A 25,002-nucleotide genomic window follows, 5' to 3' on the forward strand; every position below is an offset into this window, starting at 1 on the left:
CATGCTAAGCGTAAAAAATCTATCGAAAAGCTTCGGCGACAAGAAAGTGCTGGATCAAATCAGTTTTGAAGTGAACAAGGGGGACATCGCCATCATCACCGGTCCGTCCGGCGTGGGCAAGACCACCCTGATCCGATGCCTGTCCGGACTGGAGACGTACGACTCGGGGACCATTGACATGACGGAACGCCGTTCGGAAAAAGAACACCCGGTAGGATTGGTCTTTCAAAACTTCAACCTGTTTCCACACTTGAGCGCCTTGGAAAACATCACCTTTCCCCTGGTCAAAGTAAAAGGCTTGGACAAGGAAAAAGCCCGACAGGAAGGCATGGATATTTTGACTTCCCTGGGGCTGGACGGATTGGAAAACAGCTATCCTTTCCAACTCTCCGGCGGTCAGCAGCAGCGAGTGGCCATCGGCCGTGCTTTGGCCATGGATCCGGAATATTTGTGTTTTGACGAACCCACCTCGGCTCTGGATTCGAAACTGCGAGACAGCGTCGGCGAGATCCTTCAGGAGATCGCCGCTAGAGGGACCGGCGTCATCGTCATCACCCATGACCGGGAATTTGCAGAAAAATTTTCCACCAGACTCTATGCCTTGGGAACGGATTTGGAACTGGTGAAGTAACGAATTGAAATGTAAAATGTTAAATGGGGACGGTGACTTTTTTGCAAAAAAGTCACCGTCCCCATTTAACCGTCCCCATTTCGTAAATGATTGTTCTTCAATTCAGCGCTTCTTTATAATATAATTCATGTAAGGAAGCACTTCATAAAATATGACGGAATTTGGTGATGAATGTGGCACATAACAATACTGTAAAAGAAAAGATACTCCATGCAACGAAAAACTTGTTCTACGAATTCGGCTATGAAAAGACAACGGCTCGCATGATTGCAGATCGAGTTTCCATGTATCACTCCAATATTTTTTATTATTTTCCAAACAAGCGATCTATACTGAAACTGATCATCCGCAATTTTTTTCAAGAGATTCGTAAGCAGGTATTGAACCTGCAGATCGAACTTTCACCAGTTGAATTACTTCTATTTTATGTGTACATTCTAATGAAGTACTTGGAACTGGATGAAAAATTCAAACGACTGTACTACGAATCCACAGACGTGACGATCGAGGTATTGTACCAGGATTTCATCATTCAGTTGTACCCGCTCGTAGACGGGAAGGCGAATTCGAAGGGGCAGGAACAGCAAAGAAAAGAATACTTTATGGACTTGGTGGTGTTGCTCAGCAGCGAAAAACAATTGGAGTTTTATAGAAAAAACAAGTTGATCGCCATTACGGAAGAGGAGATGCGAAATTATTTTACAAAACTAAACCTAAAACTGTTGGATATTGATGAGGAAACCATCGAAACGTCCTTTGAAAAAATAGATCAATACATGAATCGGTTCGATTTTTCGACACTAAATATTTTTACCGATGACGTCGTGATATCTTTGATGGAAGAGGAAAAATAATCACTAAAAAACGCAGATCTTTCGAATATAAGATCTGCGTTTTGCTTTGCTTGAGTAACGATCAGCCGATCAAGCGATAGTCATCAAGATGATCAATGCCTGTTCCATCCCTGCCAATCCTTCTTCAGAATCAATAAACTGAGAAAAGATGTTTTCTCTTGCCATTAGAAACAATTTCTCCATTTCTGTGTTGTTTTCGTTCATGGTTGCTCCTCCTTCTTATTTATCATAAACGCCGTATTCTACGATGAATTCCGTGACGGCTTTCAAGTTTTCCGGCTTGGCATCGTTGGGTCCGGCCAATACTTTATCCGGAGCAAAAACAAAACCACCTCCTGGAGCCAAGTCGTCGATCAATCCTTTGGCCAAATCGATGCATTCTTCCTTGGATGAATAATACAAATTGTTGGTTTTTAGTCCTCCTGCAATGCACATGGTGTCTCCCAACTTCTTCTTGGCGATACGCAAGTCGTCTTCCTCAAAGAAGCCAATGACATGACCTTTTGGCAAATCTTGCAGATAATCGTGCAAATGCATCCAGTTTTTCTCAAAAAGAATAAGAATTTTAAATCCGGCACCGGCAAAGGTCTCCACATATTTTTTGAAACTGGGCCAGTAAATTTTTTCGAATTCTTTCGGTCGGATGAACTGCGGCAAATGCAAAAACAGTTGGATATAGGATTCATCCGGATTTTTCCCCATCATGGAGCCAAAAGTGTATGGAATGAGGACTTCGCCCATAGCGTTGCAGGCCTGGGTCAATTTTTCCGGACGTTTTTTTATATCACTCATAATTCCTTTAAAATCGCGGAGGTAATCCATGATGATGTCTCCAGGCATGAATATGTTGGCCCCATTGGGAATAGGCAAACCGTGTTCTTCCCGATATCGTTTGGTCAACATTTCACGAGATTGTCCAAACTCAAGAAATTTCGTGATGGCATTGGCAAACTTTCCGAATTTTTCCTCCGTTGTGCCAGTTTGAAAAATAGCATGTTTTCTGGGTATGATCACATCCCGGAAAAAACGGGTAGGGTCTGCAATCAGGTCGTCGTATTCTTCAGCTGTCATAATTTCAGATTGTCCAGTAGCAATCTGTAACGTTTCCATCTCATTATTGTAGATTCCACCACCAAGGGCGGATACGAAGTTCATTGGAAACGTGACTCCAACTGATAAAGCTGCGTCAAAAGGATAATCGGTCAATGTTTTTGAATAGGCTTGGTATTCCTTTTCCACATCTGAAAGTGCCTCCTTCAAAGTGATCCCACCATTACTAAGGGCCCAGTTGTCTACCAAGCCATAGATTGGCACTCGATCCGGTTCCCGAAGCTCGATTGCATCATTCATTCGCGTAATTCTCTGATGGTATAATTTCTCCATTTCACTCACACATATCGCTCCTTGTCATTTTATTCTTTGCACAACATAATATTGCACAAGAAGTGGCTTTTACGAATTCATTATATTATACCTAGGTCAAATACGTCAATCACTTATTTGACCTAGGTATAATATAATTTGTCAAAAAACAAAATAATGCGATGACCTTATTAGAAAAGTCACCGCACCGTGTTGATAAATGCCCTAAGATTTTTTCTTTAACGCTGCCAGCAAGAATCCACCGACCAGCGTTCCCGCAAGGATAGCAACAATGTACATGGGCAGGTTTCCTACTGCATTTGGTATGGGTAGTACAAAGATTCCACCGTGTGGTACGGCTAAAGTGGCATTAAATAACATGGATAATGCGCCCGTAATTGCAGAACCTACCATGATGGAAGGGATCACTCGAATGGGATCCGCTGCGGCAAATGGGATGGCGCCTTCCGTGATGAAAGATGCACCCAAAGCCCACGCAGCTTTTCCAGCCTCCCGTTCTTCTACCGTGTATTTGTTCTTTGCGATGACAGTAGATAAAGCGATTGCCAGTGGCGGAACCATCCCTGCGGCCATAACGGCAGCCATGACCATGGAAGGTTGTCCTGCCCCAATAGTAGCTGCACCAAAAGCATAAGCTGCCTTGTTGACCGGGCCACCCATGTCAAAGGCCATCATAAGACCGATGATTGCTCCAAGAACCATGGCGTTTGTTCCTTGCAGGCTTTCCAACCAAGCTATGAGCGCATCGTTGACGGCTTTCACCGGACCACCCAGTATGAAGATCATGATCAGTCCCATGATCAATGTGGAGAAAACTGGCAGTACCAAAACCGGCATTAAACCTTCCATGGATTTCGGCAGTTTTATTATTTTTTTCAACAATACCACAGTGTATCCACCGAGGAAGCCAGCCAGCATGCCGCCTAGAAATCCTGCGCCAAGATTGACGCTGATCAGACCTCCGACCATCCCAGGAACCAGGCCAGGACGATCTGCTATGGAATAAGCGATGTATCCAGCTAGGATCGGAACCATCAAACCGAATGCACCGGTTCCTCCACCAATTTGCATCAGAGCCCAAGCAATGGTACCTTCTGTTTGGAAAGCAGTGATGCCAAATGCAAAGGAAAGGGCGATGAGGATCCCGCCGGCAACGACGAATGGTATCATGAAGGATACGCCGGTCATCAGGTGTTTGTACACACCAGTCTTCCCTTTGGAAGACGGTGCTTTTTCCGTTCCTTTGGACGTTTCGGTATCCGACGTTACTTCAATCTTTGGAGCCAACGGTTTTGCATCGACTGCTTGTTGAAGAAGTCCCTTTGCATCCTTAATGGCATCTTTCACGCTGGCTTCGATCACTGGTTTTCCTTCAAAACGGCTTTTGTCTACATTGGTATCTACCGCAAGGATCACCGCGTGGGCCTGTTTCACGTCCTCATCGGTCAATACGTTCTCTGCGCCGACGGAACCTTGGGTCTCGACTTTGACGTCCAAGTTCATTTCTTTTGCTGCGATTTGTAGTGCTTCTGCAGCCATGTAGGTATGGGCAATGCCAGTTGGACAAGATGTTACGGCTATGATTTTCATAATTTTTCCCTCCTATTAACTATAATTCAGGTTACTGAAATGATTGCAATAAAGCATCGTAGGTAGTGGCTTCCATCAGCTGATCACGAACTTCTTCGTGCATCAACTTTCTGGAAAGTTCGGCCAAAACTTTTAAATGAACATCACTGGAAGCTTCCGGTACGGCGATCATAAAAAACAAATGCGCCGGTTTGTCGTCCATGCTTTCATAGTCGATACCCGAAGTGCTTTTCCCGAAAGCCAGTGCCGCTTCTTTCACTGCCGTGCTTTTACCGTGGGGGATGGCAACGCCCATTCCGATCCCGGTGGAGAAATCGGCTTCTCGTTTCATCACTGCCTGAATAAAAACTTCCGCATCCGTAACAACTCCATCTTCTGCCAACAATGCTGTCAGTTCTTTGATCACGTCTTCCTTGTTGTTGCTTTTCAGTTCAAAGGTTGCTCTTTCTTTTGACAACAGTTTTGTGATTTCCATTTTCATATCCTCCTAATTTTCATCAAAGCCCGTTCCATCAAGCTTTCTGCTTGGCTTAAATTACAGGCTTTCGTTCCTTCCAACATGACGGATGCTGCGCCGGCGCTTTGTGCCAGGGCCAGTGTATTTATGTCGTCTCTTTCGTTCAGGATGCTGTAGACCAATGCAGCTACCATGGAATCTCCAGCACCTACGGTGCTTTTTACTGGAACCTGGAGTCCTTCTGCACGATACGCGCCATTTGGAGTCAAGTAGATGCTTCCTTCAGAGCCCATGGACACCAAGATATTGTCGATACCCATTTCTTGGATTTCCTTTATTGCTTGAACGATTTGTTCTTCTGTTTGTAAAGTGCGCCCAACCAGAGTGGAAAGTTCCTTTTCATTCGGCTTGATCACATCCGGGTGTTCGGTCAATGCTTCCCCCAGCAGTTTACCTTCTGCATCCACCACAACAGTGGCACCTTTCCGCTTTGCTAGGCCAGTCAAGGTTTTATAGATCGTGATGGGAACACCTTCTCCAACACCGCCGGCCAATACCACCAAGTCACCTTTCTTGATCGTTTGTTGAAACAAGGTCAAGAATTCTTCCAGTTCTTCCGGTGTGATGGCCCCACCGGGTTCGTTGATGTCGGTAAATGTGCGTTTTTTTTCATCAACCAGTTTGATGTTGGTTCTTGTACCGGAAGATATAGAGATGAATCGATGATCGATCCCTTTGGTATCCAAATCTTTTTCAAAACGATCCCGAAGGTTGTTGCCCAAGAATCCTAGAGCAAGGGATTGGATACCGAATTCCTTGAGTACCTTGGAGACGTTAAGACCTTTCCCACCGATGTCATCCCTTGCAGCCTGGACGCGGTTTACTTCTCCTACAGCAAAGTTATTTACGACCAAAGTCTTATCCAATGCCGGGTTTAACGTGACGGTAATTACCATATGCATCCTCCTTTGCTCCTGTTACTATTCCAAAATGAGTTTGATCCCATTTTCTCTGTAAGCTTTGATGATTTCAGATCCCAGTGTCTTTGTTGTGATGATGGCGGATATTTCTTTAATGGGCGAAACGACAGATAAGAGCACATTTCCGAATTTAGATGGATCTGCCAGAACGTAGGTTTTCTTGCCGGAAAGCAGCATGGCTCGTTTTGTGGTGGCCTCTACCAGATTCGGTGTGGTCAGTCCATCCTTTAGTGCAATGCCATTCATTCCAAGGAAGACTTTGTCTGGCTTGAACTGCCGAAGGGTCTGTTCGCAAATAGGGCCTACCATGCTGCGGGTGTTGCTTCGAAAAGTTCCCCCGGTCAGGATGATCTCCACCTGCTCTTTTTCTGACATTGCTCTGGCCACGTCGATGGAGTTGGTCAGGACTGTTATGTTTTTTGCGGTTATATTCTTTGCCAATTCCAGTGTGGTGGTTCCGGAGTCGATCAGGATGTTGTCGCCATCGTGGACCATCGAAGCAGCTAGTTTTCCAATGAGGACTTTATCATCTTGATGAGAGTCTTCTTTTTCTTGGAAAGTTGGTTCCATATGAGCTTTCGGATTTCTGACTGCACCGCCATGGGCCCGTATCAGCATGCCTTTTTCTTCCATATCCTGAAGATCTCGACGAATGGTGGATTCGCTGACACCAAATCGTTCCGTCAATTCGGATACTTTCACGCTGTTTTCATCTTCTAAAATTTGGATAATTGTTTGATATCGTTCTTCCGCAAACATTTTACACCTCCATTTGTGGCTAATTATGATTGTTTGTGCTTGATTATGATTATATATCGTCATTTCGCTTCTGTCAATACCAATGTAACCGTTTTATTTATAATTTTTCATTCATAAACGGTCATTTATTATGAATTTCTGTAAAAAAAACTAATGAGATATTCCATTAGTTCGCACTTGTACAAACAAACGGGCTACCCGATCAGGGTGATGTCTCTTGGTTCCGGCTACAACAAGTGGCGCAACAGAACAAAAGCTAGCGCCTATTCCAGCACGGAAAACTTTTGAGGGATGCTGGAGTGTGCAATGTATTATTTGAACAGGTTCGGGATCTATGATGAATTAGATAAAACGGCAGGCAAAATTTAAAGGCCTGTTCCATCACAAGTGATGAAACAAGCCTTATCTGCACATTTTTTATTTCTTCGCCCGGCCGCGAACCACCATTTGATGAGAAGTTCTCTCATCGTAAGGCTTCTTCATGAAATCGCCGAAGATCTCCACTTCCTGGAATCCGGTTTTCTCCATCAATTCCGACATCCGTTTTGATGTCAGCGGGAAAATAGTGGCATGGTCTTCCAGTGTTTGTCCATCCACCGTCAGCTTTCTCGTGTAAAGGATCTTGTCCGAGTCTTTCTGATAGGCATACAACCGCCGGTAGGACAATTCCTCCACACTGTTGATCATGATGGTGGGAAGGCTGGTAATATGTTCATTCAAGATCCGATCGTAATTGGCGATCTGGATCACCAATCGTCCATCGGGTCGAAGGACTTTGAAACATCCCGTCAAAAACTTCTCCATGTCTTCCATGCTGTCCAAATGGACCATGCTGTTGTCGATGCAATAGACCAAGTCAAAATCCTTCTCCAGTTCTTTCACTTGGACCATGCTCTTTTGGACCACATCCATTTGGATATTGTCTTTTTCGACTCGCTTCTTGCAAGCCTCTACCATGGAGGATTTTCCATCCATGGCCGTAACATCGAATCCCAACTGGGCCAAGGCGGCAGCATATCCACCAGTGGCGCAAGCCACCTCCAATACCGATTCCCCATCGCGTCCCAATGTCTTTTTCAAAAAATTCATCTGAGGTGCCTGCACCGGAAAAATATCATCATAATGTTTTGCGATCTCTTCATTGAATCCCATGATCAACCCTCCTGACTGATTTTCTGCTTCATCTTTTTATATGTAAAAATGTAACTGATCAGCGCCACCACTTTTAAAGCAATGGTCGCATACATCAATGCCAGCACCCATCCATTCCCCGGCAGGAAAAAGGTGAGGACGATGGCAAGGGTAAACAATACGGTGGCGGTTTTTCCAAAATAGTTTGCGGGAATGACCACCCGCTCCTTTTTATTGTACAAAATCAAACCCATGATGATCATGAAAGCTTCCTTGACCAGCACGATGACGGGAATAAACCAGGGTATGTCCCCCGCATAATAGAAACTCACGATCACAGTCACCAACATCAACTTGTCCGCCAAAGGGTCCATGACTTTTCCCAGTTCCGTGACCACGTTGTACTTCCGTGCGATCTGGCCGTCGATCAGATCCGTGAAGGATGCAACGGCGTATATGCCCAGGGCCACAAATCGGCTTTGGTCCATGTCGGAGAAAAACACCGCCACAAACACCGGGATCAATGCCAGTCGAATAAACGTCAAAATATTTGGTACGTGTTTCATGAGTCGCCTCCCGATCAGGTTTTCTTTTTTCTTCGGTTGTTTCGTTTGGATGATGACTTTGACGATGATCCCCCTTTACGGGATGATGCCGATTTTGCTGCCGGCTTTCCACCGGTCCCCTGCCTGGGTTTGCCTCCTCTGGCCTCGTCTCGGACCAAGGCTTTCTTTGAGGTCCCGACCAGATCACTTCGTCCGCTTTTTTCCAATGCTTCCAGTACCAGTTTCCGGTTCTGGGGTTTCTTGTACTGGATCAGAGCTCGCTGCATGGCTTTTTCATGGGGATCCGTCGGAACGTATACAGGATCCATGGTCCTTGGATCGATGCCGGTATAAAACATGCAGGTGGACATGGTCCCCGGTGTGGGATAGAAATCCTGGACCTGCTCCGGATGGGCTCCCGTATCCCGAAGGTATTCCGCCAGCTCCACCGCTTCCTTCAAGGTGGATCCCGGATGGGAACTCATCAGATAGGGGACCAGATATTGCTTTTTCCCCAATTTGTCGTTGACTCTCTGATACTTTTCTATAAAGCGGTCATAGATCTTTCGACCCGGCTTGCCCATATGGTCCAAAACATTTTGGGAAACGTGTTCCGGGGCGATCTTCAACTGGCCGCTGATGTGATGCTCGCAGAGCTCGTTGAAAAAGGTGTCGTCCCGGTCCATCATAAGGTAATCATACCTCAATCCGGAACGTATAAACACTTTTTTTACTCCGGGAAGGTGTCGAAGCTTGCGCAGCAATTCCAGGTAGTCCCTGTGGTCCACGATCAGCTGGTTGCAGGGTTCCGGGAAGAGACACTGCTTGTCGGGACAGACGCCGTGCTTTTCCTGTTTCACACAAGCAGGGTGGCGAAAGTTTGCTGTAGGACCTCCAACATCGTGGATGTATCCTTTAAAATCCGGATCTGCCAAAATCTTCTCCGCCTCCGCCAGAATGGATCCATGACTACGGGATTGGACCCTGCGACCTTGATGGAAAGTCAATGCGCAAAAATTGCAACTGCCAAAACATCCCCGATTGCTGATCAGGCTGTACTTCACTTCCGTAATGGCAGGAATGCCACCGGCTTTTTCATACATGGGGTGTGCTCCCCTGGCAAAAGGCAGGTCGTAGATGTCGTCCAGCTCCAGTCGACTCATGGGAGCGGCAGGGGGATTTTGTATCACGTACCAGTCCCGGTAGGGCTCCACCAGAGGCTTTGCCGTCAGGGCGTCCATGTTTTTGTATTGGATCATGAAACTCTCTGCGTATTTCTTCTTGTTCTCGAGGATGGTATCGTATGCCGGCAGCCAAATGGGTTCGTAAGGCCGGCTCTTGTCTTTTGTTTTATAAACAGTACCCGGTATGAACGTCAATTCCTCCACGGGAAGTCCGCTTTCCAACCCTTCTGCGATCTGGATGATCTGCTTTTCCCCCATGCCGTAGACGATGAGATCCGCCTTGGCATCCAGCAGGATGGAGCGGCGAACCTTCCCGGACCAGTAGTCGAAATGGGCCATGCGGCGAAGGCTGGCCTCGATGCCTCCCAGTATGATGGGGGTCTGATTGTAAAGCTCCCGAAGGATGCTGGAATAGGTAATGACGGCCCGGTCCGGCCGGTGTCCGCTTTTTCCTCCCGGAGAATACAGGTCCTCTTTGCGTCGACGCTTGGCCACAGTATAATGATTTACCATGGAATCGATGTTGCCGGAAGTGACCAAAAACCCCAATCTGGGTTCCCCCAAGACTTTAAAAGCGTTCTTATCTTTCCAATCCGGCTGGGCCATGATCCCCACCCGGTATCCACGCCGCTCCAGCACCCGGCCGATGACAGCCGTTCCAAAGGATGGATGATCCACGTAGGCATCTCCCGACACCAGAATAAAATCCAGCTGGTCCCATCCTCTTTTTATACAATCTTCCCGATCGACGGGCAAAAATTCATTCATTGTTCATTCCTCATTTTTTCTACAAGTCCCTGAGACTCGTTTGTATTCTAATTTACTATTGTATCATATTTGTCGGCAAAGTATAATGGGCTTAATGCGAGGAGGCAGTACTCATGAAAAGAAATGTAAAAATAACGTTGCAATACGACGGCGGCCGCTACAAGGGTTGGCAAAAGCTGGGGGACAACCCCAACACTATCCAGCAGAAATTGGAGGACATCCTGGAAAAGAAGGTGGGACGAAACATTCCCGTCATCGGATCGGGACGAACGGACGCCGGTGTCCATGCCCTTGGACAAGTAGCCAATTTCCATTTGGTCACCGATGAAACGGCCAGTCAGATCCAAGACTACATCAACGCCTATCTGCCTGGAGACATTGCCGTGACGGAAGCAATTTTTGTTCCGGAGGCTTTCCACAGCCGCTACCATGTGAAGGAAAAAATCTATTCCTACCGGATCCACAATGATGCCATTCCTTTCGTCTTCGATCGGAAATACTGCCACCACGTTCCGGAGCCGCTTCGGTTGGAGCCCATGCGGGAAGCCATGGCCATGCTGGAAGGCACCCACGACTTTCTTGGGTTTTCTTCCTTGAAAAAAACGAAGAAATCCACTACTCGGACCCTTCACTCTCTTACCCTGGAAAAGGAGGGACCCAAACTGCGATTCATTTTTCAGGGAGACGGTTTTTTGCTCCATTCCATCCGCATCATGATGGGCACCTTGTTGGAAGTGGGTTTTGGCACCATGAAACCAAAGGAGATCGAAGAGATTTTCATAAAAAAAGTCCGCCGGGAAGCCGGATTCACCGTACCGCCCCAGGGACTGTTTTTGGAAGAAGTTCGCTATTGATCAACCTTCTTTGACGAATTGTACCTTCATGCCGTTGGGATCCAAAACAAAAAAGAATTCCGTATTGGCGTTGGGCTTGATGGGACCGCTGTGAACGGCGTATCCCTTCTGGCTCACTTCCTTGATCTTCTCTTCGATGTCATCAATGGAAAAACCCATGGACATGTGATCCGGATACTCCAGCCTTGCCTTGTTGGTCCGATCAAAGATCAATTCCACCTTTGTTCCTTCTTCATCGCCTAAAAAAACGATCTCCGTTGTAGGCGATGGATTGAATCGGCGCTGTTCCTTCAGTCCAACGATGTCCGTGTAAAACTTCACGGACTTTTCCATATTTACCACCTTAAAGGTATACCATAAAAAACTCATTTGCTTTCCTCCTTCTTATTTAACGTTGTCATCAACAACATTTCATACACTTCGGGAAATCGGCGCCTCAACCGAATGGGATGGAGCTGCTCATCCACAAAAGCGTGTTTTGTAGATCCGGTGGCGTGGATGGTGATTCCGTCCTCCCCATAGATGGTGTAGACAATGCTCATGCGCACTCCCGTCATCTCCGTGATCACCATATCGATCTGAAAGGCATCCCCAAACCGAAGGGGGATCTTGTACTTACACTCTGCATGGAGCACCGGGATCATTAATCCCATTTCTTCCAGTCTGTCGTATGGCAATCCCAGGTTTTCCAACAAATGGATCCGGGCTTCCTCCATCATTCGGATGTAGTTGGCGTGATGGACGATCCCCATTTTGTCCGTTTCGTAATAGAATACTTTTCTATGATATCGATCTTTTTTCATTGGGATCTCTCCTTAAGCTTCGTCGTAGTGTTCCAAAAAATGATGCCGCTCCCCTTTGGATCGATACCCGATGACCGTATCCAGATTCACATTGTGCATGCTGGTAAAAATATTCTGATCCGTTCCAGGATGATCCATATTGAGCTGGCGGATCAATTTCTTTACGACCTGCCGCTTGGAACCCCCCTCTTCGTCTGTATGGCAATTCTGGGTCAGGGGACAGGCGCATTTGATGAATTCCAGCCCGTTGTAGCGCTTCCATGCCAGCACATCGGATTCCCGCACCATGTACATGGGCCGGATCAATTCCATCCCTTCAAAATTTTTGCTTTTCAATTTAGGCATCATGGTCTTGATCTCTGCGCTGTAGAGCATGCTCATCATGGTGGTCTCGATGACATCGTCAAAATGATGTCCCAGGGCGATCTTGTTGCAGCCCAACTCCTTTGCACGAGAATACAGATACCCCCGCCGCATGCGGGCGCACAAATAACAGGGCGATTGTTCCATGGACGATACCACATTATAGATGGGAGATGAAAAAACCGTCAGTGGAACACCCAAAAGTTCCGTATTGTGCTCGATGACTTTTCTATTTATTTCATTATACCCTGGATCCATGCTCAAAAACACCAGCTCAAAATGGTACTTCCCGTGCTTTTGGAGGATCTGCATGGCTTTGGCCATGAGCATGGAGTCCTTTCCCCCGGAGAGACATACGGCGATCTTGTCCCCTTCTTTGATGAGATCGTATTCCACCACGGCCTTGACGAATCGGTTCCAGATCTCTTTTCGGTATTTTTTGATGATGCTTCGTTCCACCAATTGCTTTTTATCCATTCTGCTGTATTTCCTTTCCTTTGATCCTTTTGTTTTCCTGCCCTTGTCGGGGCCATATGAAATACTATATCACAAAACAATTCTTTTTTTCATCCATATCTTGGCAAAAGAAAAGTCCGGGCAATTGCCCGGACCGTATTTTGTCGTAGCTTGTGTAGTTATTCGATTTCGATGGTTTTGTCGACGGCTCCGTCTTCTTTCTTCGCGACAGTGATTCGAAGAACGCCTTCATCCAACTTGGCTTTGATGTCGTCACCGGATGCATTTTCCAGATACAGGTTTCTGCACATGGATTCCACCCGTCGTTCCTTGTGGATGTAGTTTTTCTTTTCTTCATCCACTTTTTCTTCCCGCTTGACGGAAATGGCCAATCGTCCCCGGTCGAAAGACAATTGGATCTCTTCCTTCTTCACACCGGGCATGTCCGCTTCAATGGTATAGGATTTTTCATCCTCCTGCACATCGACTTTGAAAGTGTCCAATGCAAAGTTTCTCGTCGGCATCCAGTTGCCGCCGAAAAAGTCGTCAAGCATGTTGTGGGCATCCCCAAAGCCAGTGTCAAACAAGCTGGTCTCTTTTCTGTTGAATGGTATCAAACCTGCCATGATCAACAACTCCTTTACATATATTTTTGATTAGCACTCTCGACCTTAGAGTGCCAACCCTATTATATATGATATCCAGCTCACTGCGACTTTAAACATCAATCCTCGATTTTTTTAATGGCATCTCCCTTATGGACGATGCCGGACTCCACGACTTTTGCGAATGCGGCATGCTTGTCCAGACCGCAATTGCCTTCTTTAATGAAGACTGGACAATTGTCGTAGCATTTCTTTCCGGCCACAGTGATCACCAGTATGCAATCCCCCGTCTTTAGACGATCCCCCACTTGGAGACGGGTAAGATCCAAGTGGGAAATCAGGAGATTTTCCTTGAATCGGGTAATGCAAAATCCTTTCGCTTGATGGATCTTCCCCCGGTCTTGGGCCTCCTGTTCCATCAAGGTGACCTGCAGGTTTTCTTCCTGTCCTTCAAAGGCAGAACCGACGATCCCTTTATCCACTTGAAGTTCCAGTTGGTCCACTTCCTGACGCTTTCCATCTTTTGCGCTTTTTATGGAACATTTTTCGATTTGACTCATTTTTTCTCCTTTCTGCCATCTTTGTGACACAGAAGGCCTTTAGAATACAAGTATAGAAACAATATAACACAAGGAGGAAACAAAAATGAAAAATTCAAAGAAAATTTTGGCAGCAGCTTTGGTCCTGGTACTTCTCGGTGGCGGAGGCGCAGTATACGCAGCAACAACCGCATCGAACTTGGATGTTTTGGCCGATGCGACTGGTAAGAGCGTAGAGGCAATCGTGGAAGATCGGGAAGAGGGCGAGACCCTTGGTAGCATCGCAGCAGAGGAAGGCAAACTAGAAGAATTCAAAGCAGGAATGCTGGAAAATCGCAAAGCCGTCATCGCACAGCGAGTGGAAGAAGGCCGATTGACGCAAGAGGAAGCAAACGAGATCCAGGCAACGATGGAAGAGAACATCGCCAATTGTGATGGAACCGGAACCGGCATGAACCTGGGCCAAGAAAACGGTTTGGGCTTTGGCCGACAAATGGGTGGCAACCGAACCGGTACCCAAGCAGGCAGCGGATTTGGCAACGGAATGAGAAACGGTAGATAATTGCAGCATGGTTAAAATGGGGACGGTGACTTTTTTCAAAAAAAGTCACCGTCCCCATTTATATTTGCATTTCTTTTAGTGCTGGCAGACCACGCCGGAAGATACCAGGCTTCCATTGGCATAGGCATCTGCCGCTTTCTTGGCGTCACCGACTGCACCAGTCACCACCGTGATCCCATGCTGGTTGAAGATGTCAATGGCTCCGCCGCCCATTCCTCCTGCAATGATCACATCGATCCCAAGATCATGTAGAAAATTAGGCAGGAATCCTGGCTTATGTCCGGGATTTTTTACTGATTCTCCACTGACCACCAATCCATCCACAACATCAAATACTTCAAAGGTTTCACAGTGTCCAAAGTGCTGGGATACAATCTTGTTTTCACTAGCAACTGCTATTTTCATACTTTTCCTCCTCGTCGTTTTTGTTGGGGACGGTGACTTTTTTGCAAAAAAGTCACCGTCCCCATTTCTGCTTATTTTTCCAAAACCTTGGCGAACTCCTCAAACCAGTTTTCTTTCACCATTTCGATCAGCCCTTTGTCACAGAGATCGGCGATGATCGGATCCACCGGTATCTTTTCCAATAAAGGCACGCCATACTGTTCTGCTACAGCCTCCATGTTGCTTTTCCCGAAAATCTCATGGACGGACCCGCAATCGGGGCACTTGAAATATGACATGTTTTCCACCAGGCCTAAAATGGGAATATTCATTTTTTGGGCCATTTTTACGGCTTTAGCCACCACCATGTTCACCAGTTCCTGGGGTGATGCTACAACGACAATGCCATCCAAAGGAAGAGACTGAAAAACAGTAAGTGGAACATCCCCCGTTCCCGGCGGCAGATCTACAAACATATAGTCCACATCTTCCCAAATGACTTCGCTCCAAAATTGCTTGACGGTCCCTGCTATGATGGGACCTCTCCAAACCACCGGATCCGTCGCATCCGATAACAAGAGGTTGACGGACATGATCTGGATACCGGATTTGCTCATCACCGGGAGCAATCCTTCTTCTGTCGCACCTGCTGGACCTTTCAATCCAAAGGATTTGGGGATGGATGGACCCGTGATATCCGCATCCAAAATGGCCACCTGATGACCTCTGCGCTGCATGATCACCGCCATCAGACTGGTGACCAGGGATTTCCCTACACCACCTTTTCCGCTGACCACACCGATCACTTTTTTCACACTGCTTTTTTCATGAAGCTCTACTGAAAATTCGTTTTTTTTGTCTGCATTCATTTGCTGTTCTCCCTTTTGTTTTTGATTGATTGCTATCTTAATTCATTTGAACCTTGGATCCGCCAGAAGACCCCCATGGTTTTTTCATATACATCTCTGATGGCGATCCCGGCAGGTCCGGTTTCTCCCGCCATGGTCTTTCCTTGATTGACCGCCTCTACAACTTTCTGGTCAAATGGTATCTCCCCCACCAAGGGGATCTGATTGTTTTGACAATACCTTCGGATCTCTTCCGTTTTTTCCTTGTTGGTGTCCGCCTTGTTGATGCACAAAGCCACTGGCGTTTGAAATTTTGAAGCAGTGGCAACGATTCGATCCAGATCACTAAGACCGGAGACCGACGGTTCCGCCACTACCAATACCATGTGGACACCGCTGATGCTGGCTATGACTGGACACCCGATCCCGGGAGAACCGTCCAGAATGGCAAACCCTTCCTTTGGTGCCGCTTTGATCAGGTTCTGCTTGACTTCCGACACCAGTTTCCCGGAAGTCCCGCTGCCCATTTTCAAGGTAGCGGTGGAAAAGACACGGCCATTTCGAAACAATTCCAATGCTCCATCTACGCTGGGCATCATGGAAACGGCACCTACCGGGCAGACGTAAACGCAGACTCCGCAGCCTTCGCATCCAAAATCGCTCACTTTATACTGGTCTTTATTTTCATTCGTAGACGGTAAAAAATCGATGGCGTCAAAAACGCAGTTGCGCTGGCACAATCCACAATTGATGCACGTTTCGCTGTCGATGAGGGCTTTGTCCATCCCCATATAATCGAATCGCTCCGGGGCATTGGCTTGCTTCAATACCAAATGCATATTGGGTGCATCCACATCACAATCCGCTACTGCCTTGGCTTGGGACAATTCCACAAAGGTACCGGCCACTGTCGTTTTCCCGGTTCCACCTTTACCGCTCAATACCAACAACTGTTTCATGTCCCACCTCCTTTGCGATCCTCGATGCCATTTCTTCGAAAATGGTCCGGTATTCTTCCTTTTCCCAAACGACGATCTTTCCATCAGAATTCAACTTGCCCAGTTCCGGATCAAAATCAAGTTTTGCCAGTATGGGGATTTTGTTTTCTTCGCAATATTTCTCCGACGGATTCTTCGAATCGGTGCACTTGTTCAAAACGACGCCATAGGGTATGTGAAACAAAGATACCAATTCATGGACCAAGGCCAGATTATGGGCGCCAAAAATAGTCGGTTCCGCCACCAATACACAGTAATCTGCATCCTTGATGCTTTCCATGACGATGCAAGCACTTCCAGGTGGACAGTCGGTCATCACCAGTCTTTTTTCCTTGTGGCTTTTTTTCAACAATTCCTTGATGATGGGGATACCGGATGCTTTTCCAATTTCCAAACTGCCTGAATAAACGTGGATCCCTTGATGTTTTCCTGTACTCACCGTTCCCACCGTCGAATTATTGAAGGTGATGGCATTGGTGGGGCATACAAGTCCGCAACCCAAACAGCTATGACAGATGTTTTCAAATACTTTTACCTTTTCATTGATGTAGGCCAGTGCATAAAAACGACAGAAATCCACACATTCCCTGCAACCGTTGCACAAATCATCATTAACCTGTGGAATGGGGGAATATACCTGGGTCTTTGCTTCTTTTTCCATGGGAAAATACAAATGTCCGTTTGGTTCTTCCACATCGCAATCCACGTATGCACTATCGGCTTGAAGGGCCGCCAAATTTACGGAAACCAGGGTTTTCCCAGTACCACCCTTTCCGCTAAGCACGGCAATTCGAAACCCTTTTTCTTTATTTTCCATGATATCCCGGATGGATCTCTTCCAAAAGATCCAGTTCCGTTTCCTGAAATGCTTTGATATTCTCCAACATGTCTTCGCTCTTCGTCCGAAAAATTTCGATGCCTGCCGGTTCTAGGACCTGGGCCGCGTTCTCCCCGCAACGAGGTGCCAAAACGGCTTTTACGCCTTTATCCACCAACAGCTGAGCTGCTTTGATCCCCGCTCCACCAGGACTATTTGCCGCCGTATTTTCCATAAAATGAAGTTCTTCGCTCAGTGTGTCAAAAATGGCGTACCACGGAGCTCTTCCAAACGAGGGACAAATGCCTGCTTCGGATCTTTGTTCATTTGCCGGTATTGCGATTTTCATTGTCTTCCACTCTCCTTCTTCTACAATATCCACACCCTGGACGGTCCACGTCTTCACATATCCGGTATTCTCCACCTTCAATACGCAAGACCCTTCCTTCCACCAGGGACTGTGCCAATTTTTTTCTTGCTTCGTTGTATATGCGCTGCACCGTTGTTCGTGCAACATTCATTTGGTTTGCACAATCTTCCTGCATCAACCCTTCCAGGTCGATAAGTCGAATGGTTTCATATTCATCCACGGTCATGATTACCGGTTCCAGCATATTTCCGGATGCATCCATGGGGCCGAATCGCTTGCTGTCCGGCACGCCACAAACTCTTCTCCATTTGATCGGTCTTGGCATTTTATCTCCTTTCCATCCAGTTATGGACATATGTTCTTTACTATGTATTATACGCCGTTGTGAACATATGTCAATAAACAATGCAAAAAAAGAACGGAGGACGGCGAAATGGGGACGGTGACCTTTGCAAAAAAGTCACCGTCCCCATTTCCACCATCTCTACATTCAGACCAGGATCTCTCCTAAAAAAGCCTGCAATCGTTCATGTTTTGGATTTTCAAAGATCTCTTCTGGCGTTCCTTCCTCTGCGACAAGTCCGTCATGGAGAAAAATCACCCGGTCTGCCACTTCCTTGGCAAAACCCATTTCGTGGGTGACCACGATCATGGTTCGACCCTCTTCCGCCAGGTCTTTCATGACTTTCAGCACCTCGCCCACCAACTCCGGATCTAATGCGGAAGTGGGCTCGTCAAACAAGATGACCCGTGGTTCCATGGCCAGGGATCGTGCAATGGCCACCCGCTGCTGCTGTCCACCGGAAAGCATCTCCGGATAAACGTCCGCTTTATCGGCGATCCCGACTTTTTCAAGCAACTCCATGGCCAGCTTACGCGCCTTATCCTTCTCCATCTTTTTCACCGTTACCGGCCCTTCCATGACGTTTTCGATAACGCTCATGTGGGGAAAAAGATTGAATCGCTGGAACACCATGCCCACCTTTTGACGGATCTTGTTGATGCCGTCTTCGGTTTCATCCACCGGCTCTCCGTCGATCCAGATCTCCCCTTCCGTTTTTTTCTCCAAATAATTGATGCATCGAAGGAGGGTGCTTTTCCCGGAGCCGCTGGCTCCGATCAAGCAGACCACATCGCTTTCCTCTACGGTCAAATCAATGCCCTTCAATACTTCCAAATCACCAAAATACTTGTGTAGATCTTTTATTTCGATCATGCTCATCCTCGAACACCTACTTTCAATTTCGTTTCCAGTCGCTGCAGCAGGTTGGCCAGACCCATGGTAATGATCAGGTAATAGGATCCTGCCACAAAGAAGATGGGAAATACATCAAAGGTGGCTGCAACGTATTGACGTGCCAGCAACATGGTCTCTGTAATGGTGATGACACTGGCCAGTGACGAATCTTTCACGGCTATGATGAATTGATTTCCCAAGGCCGGAATGGAACGTCGAAAGGCCTGGGGCAAAACCACTCGTCTCAAAGCCTGTACCCTGGTCATACCAAGAGATCTGGCAGCCTCCCGCTGACCAAAGTGGATCGATTCAATGGCCCCTCGAAATATTTCACTGATGTAAGCTCCGTTGTGAAGGGCCAATCCGATGACGGCCGATGGGAACCGGTCGATCTCGATGCCCATTCCAGGCAGTCCGTAAAAGATGAACCACAGCTGCAGCAGCAATGGTGTCCCTCGAATTATGGTGATGTATATGTTCATAAGAAATGTCAGCGGCTTCTTCTTGGCCAACTTCAATACCGCCACAAGCAAACCGATGACTGTACCCAGCAGAATGGACAAGAATGCCAATTGCAGGGTGGTGATCACGCCTGGTATGAATTTAGGCGTGAATTCTACGACCGTTTTAAAAAAATCAATGATTGGATCCATAACTTCTCCTTTTCAAATCTATCTCATTTTTTTCGATTTCAAGCTTATTTTTCCCCGCACCGACCAATGTCGATGCGGGGAAACAAAGCTTTCTAGTTGCTTTTTAGTATTGGATCTCCAACAAATTGACATCAAACCATTTCTCACTGATCTGTGCATAGGTCCCATCTTCAATGATCTCCGCCAATGCTCCATTTACCGCTTCCAGAAGATCCGTGTCTTCTTTTCGAATGGCAATGGCGATATCTTCACTGTATAGCATATCGCCTACTGGCTCAATCTCCACTCCGTATTCCTTGGGTGCCTGAAGTCCCACAAATATACCGGTGACCAATCCATCGGAACGACCTTGTTCCGCACTCATAAAATTGTCCACATCACTGGAGAATTGAAGAATTTCTTCAATATTGTCCATGTCCTGCAATGCTTCATGGAAGGTGGTCCCCGTCACGACACCTACCTTTCCATCGACCAGGTCTTCAATGCTGGTCAACCCGGAATCGACCGGCGCAAAGAATTGTGCTCCATCATAATAATACGGATCCGTGAAGTTCACTTGTTCCAATCGGTCCGGTGTTATGGCCATGGAACCGATGATCATGTCAAATCGATTTCCAGTAAGACCTCCAACGATGCCGTCCCACTCCGTCGTGATGGGAACGGCAGTGACTCCCAGTTTCTCTGCAATGGCGTTGGCGATGTCGATGTCGAATCCTGCAAGATCTCCATTGTCATCGATAAAGTTGAAAGGCGGATAAGCACCCGTCATGGCGAAGCTCATTTCCCCTTCCTCCAAGATCCGTTCATAAGTGGTTTGGTCTTCATCCCCACCGGAACATCCCACCAACATGGCAAGACTCAACAATACGACCAACAGCATGATTCCAATTTTCTTTGTCATTTCTTTTCCCCCTATTGTCATTTTATTCAGTTCATACACTTCTATTGCATGGCTTTTGGCCAAAATAGACACGGCAAGCAAATAAAAAACACTCCAACTCTATAAATATAGAGTTAGAGTGCATAAGCTTCCCTGAATCATCCAACATCAGTTCACTTCACACCACCTGTCGCATTTGCGGTGGGTAGTATGGGTTATGACCTTTTGATCCTAACCAGGCCCCAGTTCTACAACGACGATTTTTCCACAGGATTTTCATTTGTTCCCCTTTGGTTCGGATGCTTTTATCGATCCCCACGCCGTCAGACACGTGAACGGACTCAAACATCAATTACTGATCCTGCTTACTTCACCAGTTGTTTGGGCTATTCTTTTATAATAACTTACCTTTTGCATTATAACACTTCTTGTTTTTTTCGTCAACTATGCGCAATTATCAGCTGTTCATCTTCACGGCCGTTGCGTAGATCTGGTCCACTTCCTCTTTGCTGGTGCTTTTGTCCACCAGATGCGCGATGATAAAGATACCCACCATGCTGGCAATCAGGCGGGTGACGGCAAACCTCGTTCCCAATGCCGTCAACTCAAATAGAAACATGGGGATCTTGGTGGTGGACCAAGCTCCGATAAAAATCAAAACGTTGGTGAATTTTACCCCTTTTTTCATAAATACGCCTGCCAGGGGAAATGCTCCGTACAGAGGACCGGCTGCCGCAGATCCAATAAAAATGGATATAAGGACACCCTTTAAACCACTGCCTTCCCCCATATATTTCATCATGGTTTCTTTGGGGACCCATACATCCAACAACCCCAGCAGGATGAATATGGGCGGAAGGACCGAAAGCAGTTCCTTGAAACTATACCCGATGGTGTCCAACGCCTTTTCTCCAGTAGTTGGGGAAAATAGGTACAGTCCGATGGTGACAAGCACCATGACCAACGTGAACCGATATCTCTTTAAAAAGTTCTTCATATCTCTCCCATCACCTTTCCAATAATAAATGCCACTACAAAAGCATATAAAAATGCCAAGATATTTCTTTTGAAAGTAACCTTTTTCCCGAAAAATTTAGTCTCCAATGGGACGGTCACAACGCCCACCATCATCAGGCTGGATACGAAGGCCCCCACCTGCATGTATCCGGCCCCTCCATGCAGCAACAGGGCCGCTGTTGGAAATGCGATAAATCCTGGAATGAGGGTGATCCCCCCAACAATGGCAGCCAGTGCAACACCCAACCAACCGGATCCGCTGCCGATAAACCTGCTGATGGTTTGGGGATCAATGACGGCCAACATGACCCCAACCAATATAATGATCCCAATAAATTGGGGCATCATATTCTCGATGGACTTTACCGCCTTCATCACACTTTTTTTCGTCTTCATTTTATCCTTGCTATAGGACAAAATCAGCAATCCGATCGCCAATAAATAAAACATTGCTGTTTGCATTCTTCTCCTCCTTGTTATCCCTTATCCTTTTTCAACTTCATCTAACAAATCAACACAAGATCCTACCGGTTATTCTGCCTCGTCATCCAGACCGCAGTTCTTTTCGTATACTTCTAAAAATCGTTGGATCCGCTTTTTCCTTTCCTGAAAAACCATATGCCATTCATTCAAGTCCGATACTCCCTGCGGGGTGATCTCGTAGACCCGTCGATTGGGTCCTCCCTCTCCCTCTTCCCACTTGGAGATGACCAGACCGCTCTTTTCCATTTTTCGCAAGGTTCGGTACAAGGTGCTGGCATTGAGTTCGTTCGTGTCAAATCCCAGCTGTTCCAACTGCTCCATCAAACCATACCCATGTGCGCACTGCTTTTTCAACAACAGCAGCAAGCTTGCTTCCAAAAACATTCCCATTCTATGGTCTTTCCCGGGACAATGAAACGTTTTGTCATGGTCCACTTATAAAACCTTCTTTCCTGGATAATTTTTATCTATGTGCACTTCGTATATAGTTGTCATGAATATAGTTTACATGCATCTATTCCGTCTGTCAATATACCCTTCGCTTTTTTGACAGACTTTTCTTGCTATGATACAATATGCCACGAATTCCATTTGAAACAGTGAATCAGATATAAGGCACACCAACTCCATCTTTATAGAGTCAGTGTGATCTTTTTTTTACTGAATATTATCGATACGAAGGAAGTGCATTCAATGAAAGACACCATCACCACGTTTTCAAAAAGTCTGATACAACATGGAAAGGAAAGCGATCGACTCTATCTAATGCGGCTGGATCCTGAAGAAGATGCCGGTTTTATTCGAGATTTGGAAGATCTGGCATTAAAAAGACAATACGGAAAAATTGTTGCTAAAGTCCCTGCAACCGCTGAAGGCTTTTTTCTGGAATCTGGATTCGTCAAAGAAGCAGAAGTCCCTTCCTACTTTGACAACATGGAAGACTGCCTCTTCATGGCAAAATATTACGATCATCGCCGGGCTAGAGACCGCTCCAAAGCTGTAGTGGACGAAGTTCTTCAAACGGCTCTAAGCAAAGAAGGCAGCAAAAATTGCTCTCTCGACCCATTGGATCCGAATATGGAACTTCGTCCATGTACCAAAGACGATGCAAAATCCATGGCCCAACTCTACAAAAAGGTTTTTGCTACTTATCCATTCCCCATAGACCGAGCATCCTACCTGAAAGAAACCATGGTTGAAGACACCCGATATTATGGTATATTCAAAGACGACATTCCTGTCGCCCTTGCCAGTGTGGATCAGGATCCAATCAACCGCACCGGCGAATTGACGGATTTTGCCACAGATTCGGATCATCAGGGTGAATCACTGGCAACGCGATTGTTGTACAGGATGGAAGAAGACATGAAAAACAAAGGGTACGAAACCCTCTATACCATCACAAGATCCACCTCCTTGGGAGTCAACACCATATTTGCCAAATCCGATTACGAATTCACCGGAACCCTGATCAACAACACCCAAATATCCGGAAGAGTGGAGAGCATGAATGTATGGCATAAAAAAGTGCAGCAATCAACTTGATTGCTGCACTTAACTTTTTTCTACCACTATCCCTGGCTCTTTCAATATCTACTTTTCACAAATCGAATCTTCTCCCCGCTCCAAGCGATGATCGATCCATTCTCCAAAGAGGGAATACAGCAAAGCAAATGTTGGAACACCCATGAGCATCCCGACGATGCCGTATAACCCGGCGCCAAGAATGATGGACACCAAGACCCACAAACCAGGTAGACCAACTGTATTGCCCAACACCTTGGGTTTGATGACATTGCCGTCCAACTGCTGGAGAGCAATGATGAAGAAAAAGAACATCAAGGCTTTGATGGGATCTACGATCATGATGATGAAAATCGCAGGCACGGCTCCGATAAAAGGCCCCACGATGGGGATCAGGTTGGTCAATCCGATGATGACAGTGACCAGTAAAACGTAAGGCATGTTCATCAAATTCATGGATATGAAGCAGATGAGTGCAATGATGCTGGAATCGATGACGTTTCCCGTGATGAATCGGTTGAAAACATGATTGGTCCGACGGGCGATCTCCATGAATTTTCCGAAAAACCGTCGAGGACAAACGGCCTCGGAAAGTCGTACCATTTGTTCCAGCAGCACATCTTTTCCATAGAGAAAATAAACGGAAATGATCAAGCCAATGATCCAGTTGTACAAACCAGAAGTAAGTCCCAGCAAGTAATTTCCGATGATGGGGATCCATCGGGTCACCGCCTGGTTCAATGTCGCATTTAAATTTTGCAGCAGGTCGCTGTCGTACCAGTCGATCATTTCCTGAAGACCAAATGTTTCATCCAGATAATTGGCCCAACCTTCCACCGTGACAATATAGTTGGGAATGTTTTCGATAAGCTGGGTGATACTTCCCACCAACTGGGGGATGATGAATCGAACCAATACCCCGCCCGTTACGATCACCAAGAGGTAGGTGGATAGAATGGACAAACCTGCAGCCACCTTCTTGCCGGTAGCTCCTTTCTTTTCCATAGGATAAAAGATTCGTTTTCGAAAGCCCTTGTATGGAATATTGAGCAAATAGGCGATCACAAACCCGAAAATCAACGGCCGGGTGATCCGATGAAGCTTTTCAAGTATGGCGGATACCACCTCCAAGTTGGTCAAGGCGACATAAAGCACGATGCCATAAGTGATGATCAAGAAATACTGTTTGAATTTCGTCTTGTCCAAAGCCTTCTCCTTTCGAACTATCTTAATGCCTCTTGTTTGTGTTCCTTGTTACATTATACCGTAATGCCGTGCACATGGTAAACAGAAAGAAATTCCGATCAACCCTATTTGCAAAAAAGCC

At 46.5% G+C, this 25,002-nt stretch carries 32 protein-coding genes; 5 read left to right on the forward strand and 27 right to left on the reverse strand.

What is annotated here, in order from left to right; translation table 11 throughout:
- Position 1: 1 nt before the first annotated feature.
- Together J0B03_RS04555 and J0B03_RS04560 are read left to right on the forward strand one after the other, a co-directional pair.
- The gene (locus J0B03_RS04555; protein WP_207300675.1) at positions 2-631 is read left to right on the forward strand and encodes an amino acid ABC transporter ATP-binding protein; all 630 of its coding nucleotides are present in this window, start codon (positions 2-4) and stop codon (positions 629-631) included.
- Positions 632-798: 167 nt separating this feature from the next.
- Positions 799-1,485 (forward strand): TetR/AcrR family transcriptional regulator, encoded by a 687-nt coding sequence (locus tag J0B03_RS04560; RefSeq protein ID WP_207300676.1) that lies wholly within the window; start codon positions 799-801, stop codon positions 1,483-1,485.
- A gap of 69 nt (positions 1,486-1,554) precedes the next feature.
- Here the strand turns inward: J0B03_RS04560 and J0B03_RS12295 are convergent, their stop codons facing one another.
- From J0B03_RS12295 to J0B03_RS04600, 9 genes are all read right to left on the reverse strand, one after another.
- Positions 1,555-1,689, reverse strand: coding sequence for a hypothetical protein (locus J0B03_RS12295; RefSeq protein WP_256436433.1), 135 nt, complete (start codon positions 1,687-1,689; stop codon positions 1,555-1,557).
- Positions 1,690-1,704: 15 nt separating this feature from the next.
- A complete protein-coding gene (locus tag J0B03_RS04565) occupies positions 1,705-2,835 on the reverse strand; it encodes a uroporphyrinogen decarboxylase family protein (RefSeq protein ID WP_246798187.1) in 1,131 nt (376 codons plus the stop codon).
- 237 nt (positions 2,836-3,072) lie between these two features.
- Complete coding sequence (locus tag J0B03_RS04570) at positions 3,073-4,458, reverse strand: PTS fructose transporter subunit IIC (RefSeq protein WP_207300678.1); 1,386 nt, start codon at positions 4,456-4,458, stop codon at positions 3,073-3,075.
- A gap of 31 nt (positions 4,459-4,489) precedes the next feature.
- Positions 4,490-4,933 carry a PTS sugar transporter subunit IIA gene (locus tag J0B03_RS04575; RefSeq protein WP_207300679.1) on the reverse strand — a complete coding sequence of 148 codons (444 nt, stop codon included), beginning with the start codon at positions 4,931-4,933 and terminating at the stop codon, positions 4,490-4,492.
- Positions 4,934-4,935: 2 nt separating this feature from the next.
- Positions 4,936-5,871, reverse strand: a complete 936-nt coding sequence (pfkB, locus tag J0B03_RS04580) for a 1-phosphofructokinase (RefSeq protein ID WP_207300680.1) — start codon at positions 5,869-5,871, stop codon at positions 4,936-4,938.
- A gap of 24 nt (positions 5,872-5,895) precedes the next feature.
- Entirely contained in the window at positions 5,896-6,654 is a 759-nt protein-coding gene (locus J0B03_RS04585; protein WP_207300681.1) for a DeoR/GlpR family DNA-binding transcription regulator, read from the reverse strand.
- Between the two features lie 417 nt (positions 6,655-7,071).
- A complete protein-coding gene (locus tag J0B03_RS04590) occupies positions 7,072-7,806 on the reverse strand; it encodes a class I SAM-dependent methyltransferase (RefSeq protein WP_207300682.1) in 735 nt (244 codons plus the stop codon).
- A 2-nt stretch (positions 7,807-7,808) separates the two neighbouring features.
- Entirely contained in the window at positions 7,809-8,351 is a 543-nt protein-coding gene (gene pgsA / locus J0B03_RS04595) for a CDP-diacylglycerol--glycerol-3-phosphate 3-phosphatidyltransferase (protein ID WP_207300683.1), read from the reverse strand.
- Between the two features lie 14 nt (positions 8,352-8,365).
- Entirely contained in the window at positions 8,366-10,282 is a 1,917-nt protein-coding gene (locus J0B03_RS04600; RefSeq protein WP_207300684.1) for a YgiQ family radical SAM protein, read from the reverse strand.
- Positions 10,283-10,395: 113 nt separating this feature from the next.
- On the opposite strand from J0B03_RS04600, the gene truA reads away from it, so the two are divergent.
- Positions 10,396-11,136 carry a tRNA pseudouridine(38-40) synthase TruA gene (truA, locus tag J0B03_RS04605; RefSeq protein WP_207300685.1) on the forward strand — a complete coding sequence of 247 codons (741 nt, stop codon included), beginning with the start codon at positions 10,396-10,398 and terminating at the stop codon, positions 11,134-11,136.
- Here the strand turns inward: truA and J0B03_RS04610 are convergent, their stop codons facing one another.
- From J0B03_RS04610 to J0B03_RS04630, 5 genes are all read right to left on the reverse strand, one after another.
- Positions 11,137-11,505 carry a VOC family protein gene (locus J0B03_RS04610; protein WP_207300686.1) on the reverse strand — a complete coding sequence of 123 codons (369 nt, stop codon included), beginning with the start codon at positions 11,503-11,505 and terminating at the stop codon, positions 11,137-11,139.
- Entirely contained in the window at positions 11,502-11,939 is a 438-nt protein-coding gene (locus J0B03_RS04615) for an acyl-CoA thioesterase (protein WP_207300687.1), read from the reverse strand. The genes J0B03_RS04610 and J0B03_RS04615 overlap by 4 nt, the downstream gene beginning before the upstream one ends.
- A 12-nt stretch (positions 11,940-11,951) precedes the next feature.
- The gene (locus J0B03_RS04620) at positions 11,952-12,779 is read right to left on the reverse strand and encodes a tRNA 2-thiocytidine biosynthesis TtcA family protein (protein WP_207300688.1); all 828 of its coding nucleotides are present in this window, start codon (positions 12,777-12,779) and stop codon (positions 11,952-11,954) included.
- A gap of 158 nt (positions 12,780-12,937) precedes the next feature.
- Complete coding sequence (locus J0B03_RS04625) at positions 12,938-13,384, reverse strand: Hsp20/alpha crystallin family protein (protein ID WP_207300689.1); 447 nt, start codon at positions 13,382-13,384, stop codon at positions 12,938-12,940.
- A gap of 98 nt (positions 13,385-13,482) precedes the next feature.
- On the reverse strand, positions 13,483-13,923 hold the full coding sequence (locus tag J0B03_RS04630; protein ID WP_207300690.1) for an MOSC domain-containing protein: 441 nt from the start codon (positions 13,921-13,923) through the stop codon (positions 13,483-13,485).
- An 85-nt stretch (positions 13,924-14,008) separates the two neighbouring features.
- On the opposite strand from J0B03_RS04630, the gene J0B03_RS04635 reads away from it, so the two are divergent.
- Positions 14,009-14,464, forward strand: coding sequence for a DUF2680 domain-containing protein (locus J0B03_RS04635; protein ID WP_207300691.1), 456 nt, complete (start codon positions 14,009-14,011; stop codon positions 14,462-14,464).
- A gap of 75 nt (positions 14,465-14,539) precedes the next feature.
- Here the strand turns inward: J0B03_RS04635 and J0B03_RS04640 are convergent, their stop codons facing one another.
- The 12 genes from J0B03_RS04640 to J0B03_RS04695 all read right to left on the reverse strand — a co-directional run bounded on the left by J0B03_RS04640 (position 14,540) and on the right by J0B03_RS04695 (position 22,586).
- Positions 14,540-14,869, reverse strand: coding sequence for a NifB/NifX family molybdenum-iron cluster-binding protein (locus J0B03_RS04640; RefSeq protein WP_207300692.1), 330 nt, complete (start codon positions 14,867-14,869; stop codon positions 14,540-14,542).
- Between the two features lie 71 nt (positions 14,870-14,940).
- A complete protein-coding gene (locus tag J0B03_RS04645) occupies positions 14,941-15,717 on the reverse strand; it encodes an Mrp/NBP35 family ATP-binding protein (protein ID WP_207300693.1) in 777 nt (258 codons plus the stop codon).
- A 32-nt stretch (positions 15,718-15,749) separates the two neighbouring features.
- Positions 15,750-16,655 carry a nucleotide-binding protein gene (locus J0B03_RS04650; RefSeq protein ID WP_207300694.1) on the reverse strand — a complete coding sequence of 302 codons (906 nt, stop codon included), beginning with the start codon at positions 16,653-16,655 and terminating at the stop codon, positions 15,750-15,752.
- Positions 16,627-17,511, reverse strand: coding sequence for a nucleotide-binding protein (locus J0B03_RS04655; RefSeq protein WP_207300695.1), 885 nt, complete (start codon positions 17,509-17,511; stop codon positions 16,627-16,629). The genes J0B03_RS04650 and J0B03_RS04655 overlap by 29 nt, the downstream gene beginning before the upstream one ends.
- Positions 17,501-17,860, reverse strand: a complete 360-nt coding sequence (locus tag J0B03_RS04660; RefSeq protein WP_207300696.1) for a NifB/NifX family molybdenum-iron cluster-binding protein — start codon at positions 17,858-17,860, stop codon at positions 17,501-17,503. The genes J0B03_RS04655 and J0B03_RS04660 overlap by 11 nt, the downstream gene beginning before the upstream one ends.
- Complete coding sequence (locus tag J0B03_RS04665) at positions 17,835-18,206, reverse strand: DUF134 domain-containing protein (RefSeq protein WP_207300697.1); 372 nt, start codon at positions 18,204-18,206, stop codon at positions 17,835-17,837. Before J0B03_RS04665 ends, J0B03_RS04660 begins: the two co-directional genes overlap by 26 nt.
- Positions 18,207-18,371: 165 nt before the next feature.
- Complete coding sequence (locus J0B03_RS04670) at positions 18,372-19,097, reverse strand: amino acid ABC transporter ATP-binding protein (RefSeq protein WP_207300698.1); 726 nt, start codon at positions 19,095-19,097, stop codon at positions 18,372-18,374.
- Positions 19,098-19,099: 2 nt separating this feature from the next.
- Positions 19,100-19,771, reverse strand: coding sequence for an amino acid ABC transporter permease (locus J0B03_RS04675; RefSeq protein WP_207300699.1), 672 nt, complete (start codon positions 19,769-19,771; stop codon positions 19,100-19,102).
- Between the two features lie 103 nt (positions 19,772-19,874).
- Positions 19,875-20,672: an ABC transporter substrate-binding protein gene (locus J0B03_RS04680; RefSeq protein ID WP_207300700.1), complete on the reverse strand. Its 798-nt coding sequence runs from the start codon at positions 20,670-20,672 to the stop codon at positions 19,875-19,877.
- A 436-nt stretch (positions 20,673-21,108) separates the two neighbouring features.
- Positions 21,109-21,648: a permease gene (locus J0B03_RS04685; protein ID WP_207300701.1), complete on the reverse strand. Its 540-nt coding sequence runs from the start codon at positions 21,646-21,648 to the stop codon at positions 21,109-21,111.
- Complete coding sequence (locus J0B03_RS04690) at positions 21,645-22,130, reverse strand: permease (RefSeq protein WP_207300702.1); 486 nt, start codon at positions 22,128-22,130, stop codon at positions 21,645-21,647. Before J0B03_RS04690 ends, J0B03_RS04685 begins: the two co-directional genes overlap by 4 nt.
- 69 nt (positions 22,131-22,199) lie before the next feature.
- Positions 22,200-22,586 (reverse strand): PadR family transcriptional regulator, encoded by a 387-nt coding sequence (locus J0B03_RS04695; RefSeq protein ID WP_207300703.1) that lies wholly within the window; start codon positions 22,584-22,586, stop codon positions 22,200-22,202.
- 258 nt (positions 22,587-22,844) lie between these two features.
- Here J0B03_RS04695 and ablB point away from each other — a divergent pair, with 258 nt between their 5' ends.
- Positions 22,845-23,696 (forward strand): putative beta-lysine N-acetyltransferase, encoded by an 852-nt coding sequence (ablB, locus tag J0B03_RS04700; RefSeq protein ID WP_207300704.1) that lies wholly within the window; start codon positions 22,845-22,847, stop codon positions 23,694-23,696.
- Between the two features lie 48 nt (positions 23,697-23,744).
- Here the strand turns inward: ablB and J0B03_RS04705 are convergent, their stop codons facing one another.
- On the reverse strand, positions 23,745-24,881 hold the full coding sequence (locus J0B03_RS04705; RefSeq protein WP_207300705.1) for an AI-2E family transporter: 1,137 nt from the start codon (positions 24,879-24,881) through the stop codon (positions 23,745-23,747).
- Positions 24,882-25,002: the final 121 nt, after the last annotated feature.

Origin of the sequence: Alkalibacter rhizosphaerae, assembly GCF_017352215.1 — a bacterium.
Taxonomy (GTDB): Bacteria; Bacillota; Clostridia; order Eubacteriales; family Alkalibacteraceae; genus Alkalibacter; species Alkalibacter rhizosphaerae.

Bases quoted from the DNA above. Each gene is read 5' to 3' on its own strand.
- truA (WP_207300685.1), top strand. From the start codon at position 10,396: ATGAAAAGAAATGTAAAAATAACGTTGCAATACGACGGCGGCCGCTAC.
- J0B03_RS04675 (WP_207300699.1), bottom strand. From the start codon at position 19,771: ATGGATCCAATCATTGATTTTTTTAAAACGGTCGTAGAATTCACGCCT.
- pgsA (WP_207300683.1), bottom strand. From the start codon at position 8,351: ATGAAACACGTACCAAATATTTTGACGTTTATTCGACTGGCATTGATC.
- J0B03_RS04555 (WP_207300675.1), top strand. From the start codon at position 2: ATGCTAAGCGTAAAAAATCTATCGAAAAGCTTCGGCGACAAGAAAGTG.
- J0B03_RS04650 (WP_207300694.1), bottom strand. From the start codon at position 16,655: ATGAAACAGTTGTTGGTATTGAGCGGTAAAGGTGGAACCGGGAAAACG.
- J0B03_RS04645 (WP_207300693.1), bottom strand. From the start codon at position 15,717: ATGAATGCAGACAAAAAAAACGAATTTTCAGTAGAGCTTCATGAAAAA.
- J0B03_RS04600 (WP_207300684.1), bottom strand. From the start codon at position 10,282: ATGAATGAATTTTTGCCCGTCGATCGGGAAGATTGTATAAAAAGAGGA.
- J0B03_RS04670 (WP_207300698.1), bottom strand. From the start codon at position 19,097: ATGATCGAAATAAAAGATCTACACAAGTATTTTGGTGATTTGGAAGTA.
- ablB (WP_207300704.1), top strand. From the start codon at position 22,845: ATGAAAGACACCATCACCACGTTTTCAAAAAGTCTGATACAACATGGA.
- J0B03_RS04685 (WP_207300701.1), bottom strand. From the start codon at position 21,648: ATGAAGAACTTTTTAAAGAGATATCGGTTCACGTTGGTCATGGTGCTT.
- J0B03_RS04660 (WP_207300696.1), bottom strand. From the start codon at position 17,860: ATGAAAATCGCAATACCGGCAAATGAACAAAGATCCGAAGCAGGCATT.
- J0B03_RS04655 (WP_207300695.1), bottom strand. From the start codon at position 17,511: ATGGAAAATAAAGAAAAAGGGTTTCGAATTGCCGTGCTTAGCGGAAAG.
- J0B03_RS04615 (WP_207300687.1), bottom strand. From the start codon at position 11,939: ATGAAAAAAGATCGATATCATAGAAAAGTATTCTATTACGAAACGGAC.
- J0B03_RS04565 (WP_246798187.1), bottom strand. From the start codon at position 2,835: ATGAATGATGCAATCGAGCTTCGGGAACCGGATCGAGTGCCAATCTAT.
- J0B03_RS04620 (WP_207300688.1), bottom strand. From the start codon at position 12,779: ATGGATAAAAAGCAATTGGTGGAACGAAGCATCATCAAAAAATACCGA.
- J0B03_RS04625 (WP_207300689.1), bottom strand. From the start codon at position 13,384: ATGGCAGGTTTGATACCATTCAACAGAAAAGAGACCAGCTTGTTTGAC.
- J0B03_RS04640 (WP_207300692.1), bottom strand. From the start codon at position 14,869: ATGAAAATAGCAGTTGCTAGTGAAAACAAGATTGTATCCCAGCACTTT.
- J0B03_RS04630 (WP_207300690.1), bottom strand. From the start codon at position 13,923: ATGAGTCAAATCGAAAAATGTTCCATAAAAAGCGCAAAAGATGGAAAG.
- J0B03_RS04585 (WP_207300681.1), bottom strand. From the start codon at position 6,654: ATGTTTGCGGAAGAACGATATCAAACAATTATCCAAATTTTAGAAGAT.
- J0B03_RS04610 (WP_207300686.1), bottom strand. From the start codon at position 11,505: ATGAGTTTTTTATGGTATACCTTTAAGGTGGTAAATATGGAAAAGTCC.
- J0B03_RS04560 (WP_207300676.1), top strand. From the start codon at position 799: ATGAATGTGGCACATAACAATACTGTAAAAGAAAAGATACTCCATGCA.
- J0B03_RS12295 (WP_256436433.1), bottom strand. From the start codon at position 1,689: ATGAACGAAAACAACACAGAAATGGAGAAATTGTTTCTAATGGCAAGA.
- J0B03_RS04665 (WP_207300697.1), bottom strand. From the start codon at position 18,206: ATGCCAAGACCGATCAAATGGAGAAGAGTTTGTGGCGTGCCGGACAGC.
- J0B03_RS04690 (WP_207300702.1), bottom strand. From the start codon at position 22,130: ATGCAAACAGCAATGTTTTATTTATTGGCGATCGGATTGCTGATTTTG.
- J0B03_RS04590 (WP_207300682.1), bottom strand. From the start codon at position 7,806: ATGGGATTCAATGAAGAGATCGCAAAACATTATGATGATATTTTTCCG.
- J0B03_RS04635 (WP_207300691.1), top strand. From the start codon at position 14,009: ATGAAAAATTCAAAGAAAATTTTGGCAGCAGCTTTGGTCCTGGTACTT.
- J0B03_RS04570 (WP_207300678.1), bottom strand. From the start codon at position 4,458: ATGAAAATCATAGCCGTAACATCTTGTCCAACTGGCATTGCCCATACC.
- J0B03_RS04680 (WP_207300700.1), bottom strand. From the start codon at position 20,672: ATGACAAAGAAAATTGGAATCATGCTGTTGGTCGTATTGTTGAGTCTT.
- pfkB (WP_207300680.1), bottom strand. From the start codon at position 5,871: ATGGTAATTACCGTCACGTTAAACCCGGCATTGGATAAGACTTTGGTC.
- J0B03_RS04575 (WP_207300679.1), bottom strand. From the start codon at position 4,933: ATGGAAATCACAAAACTGTTGTCAAAAGAAAGAGCAACCTTTGAACTG.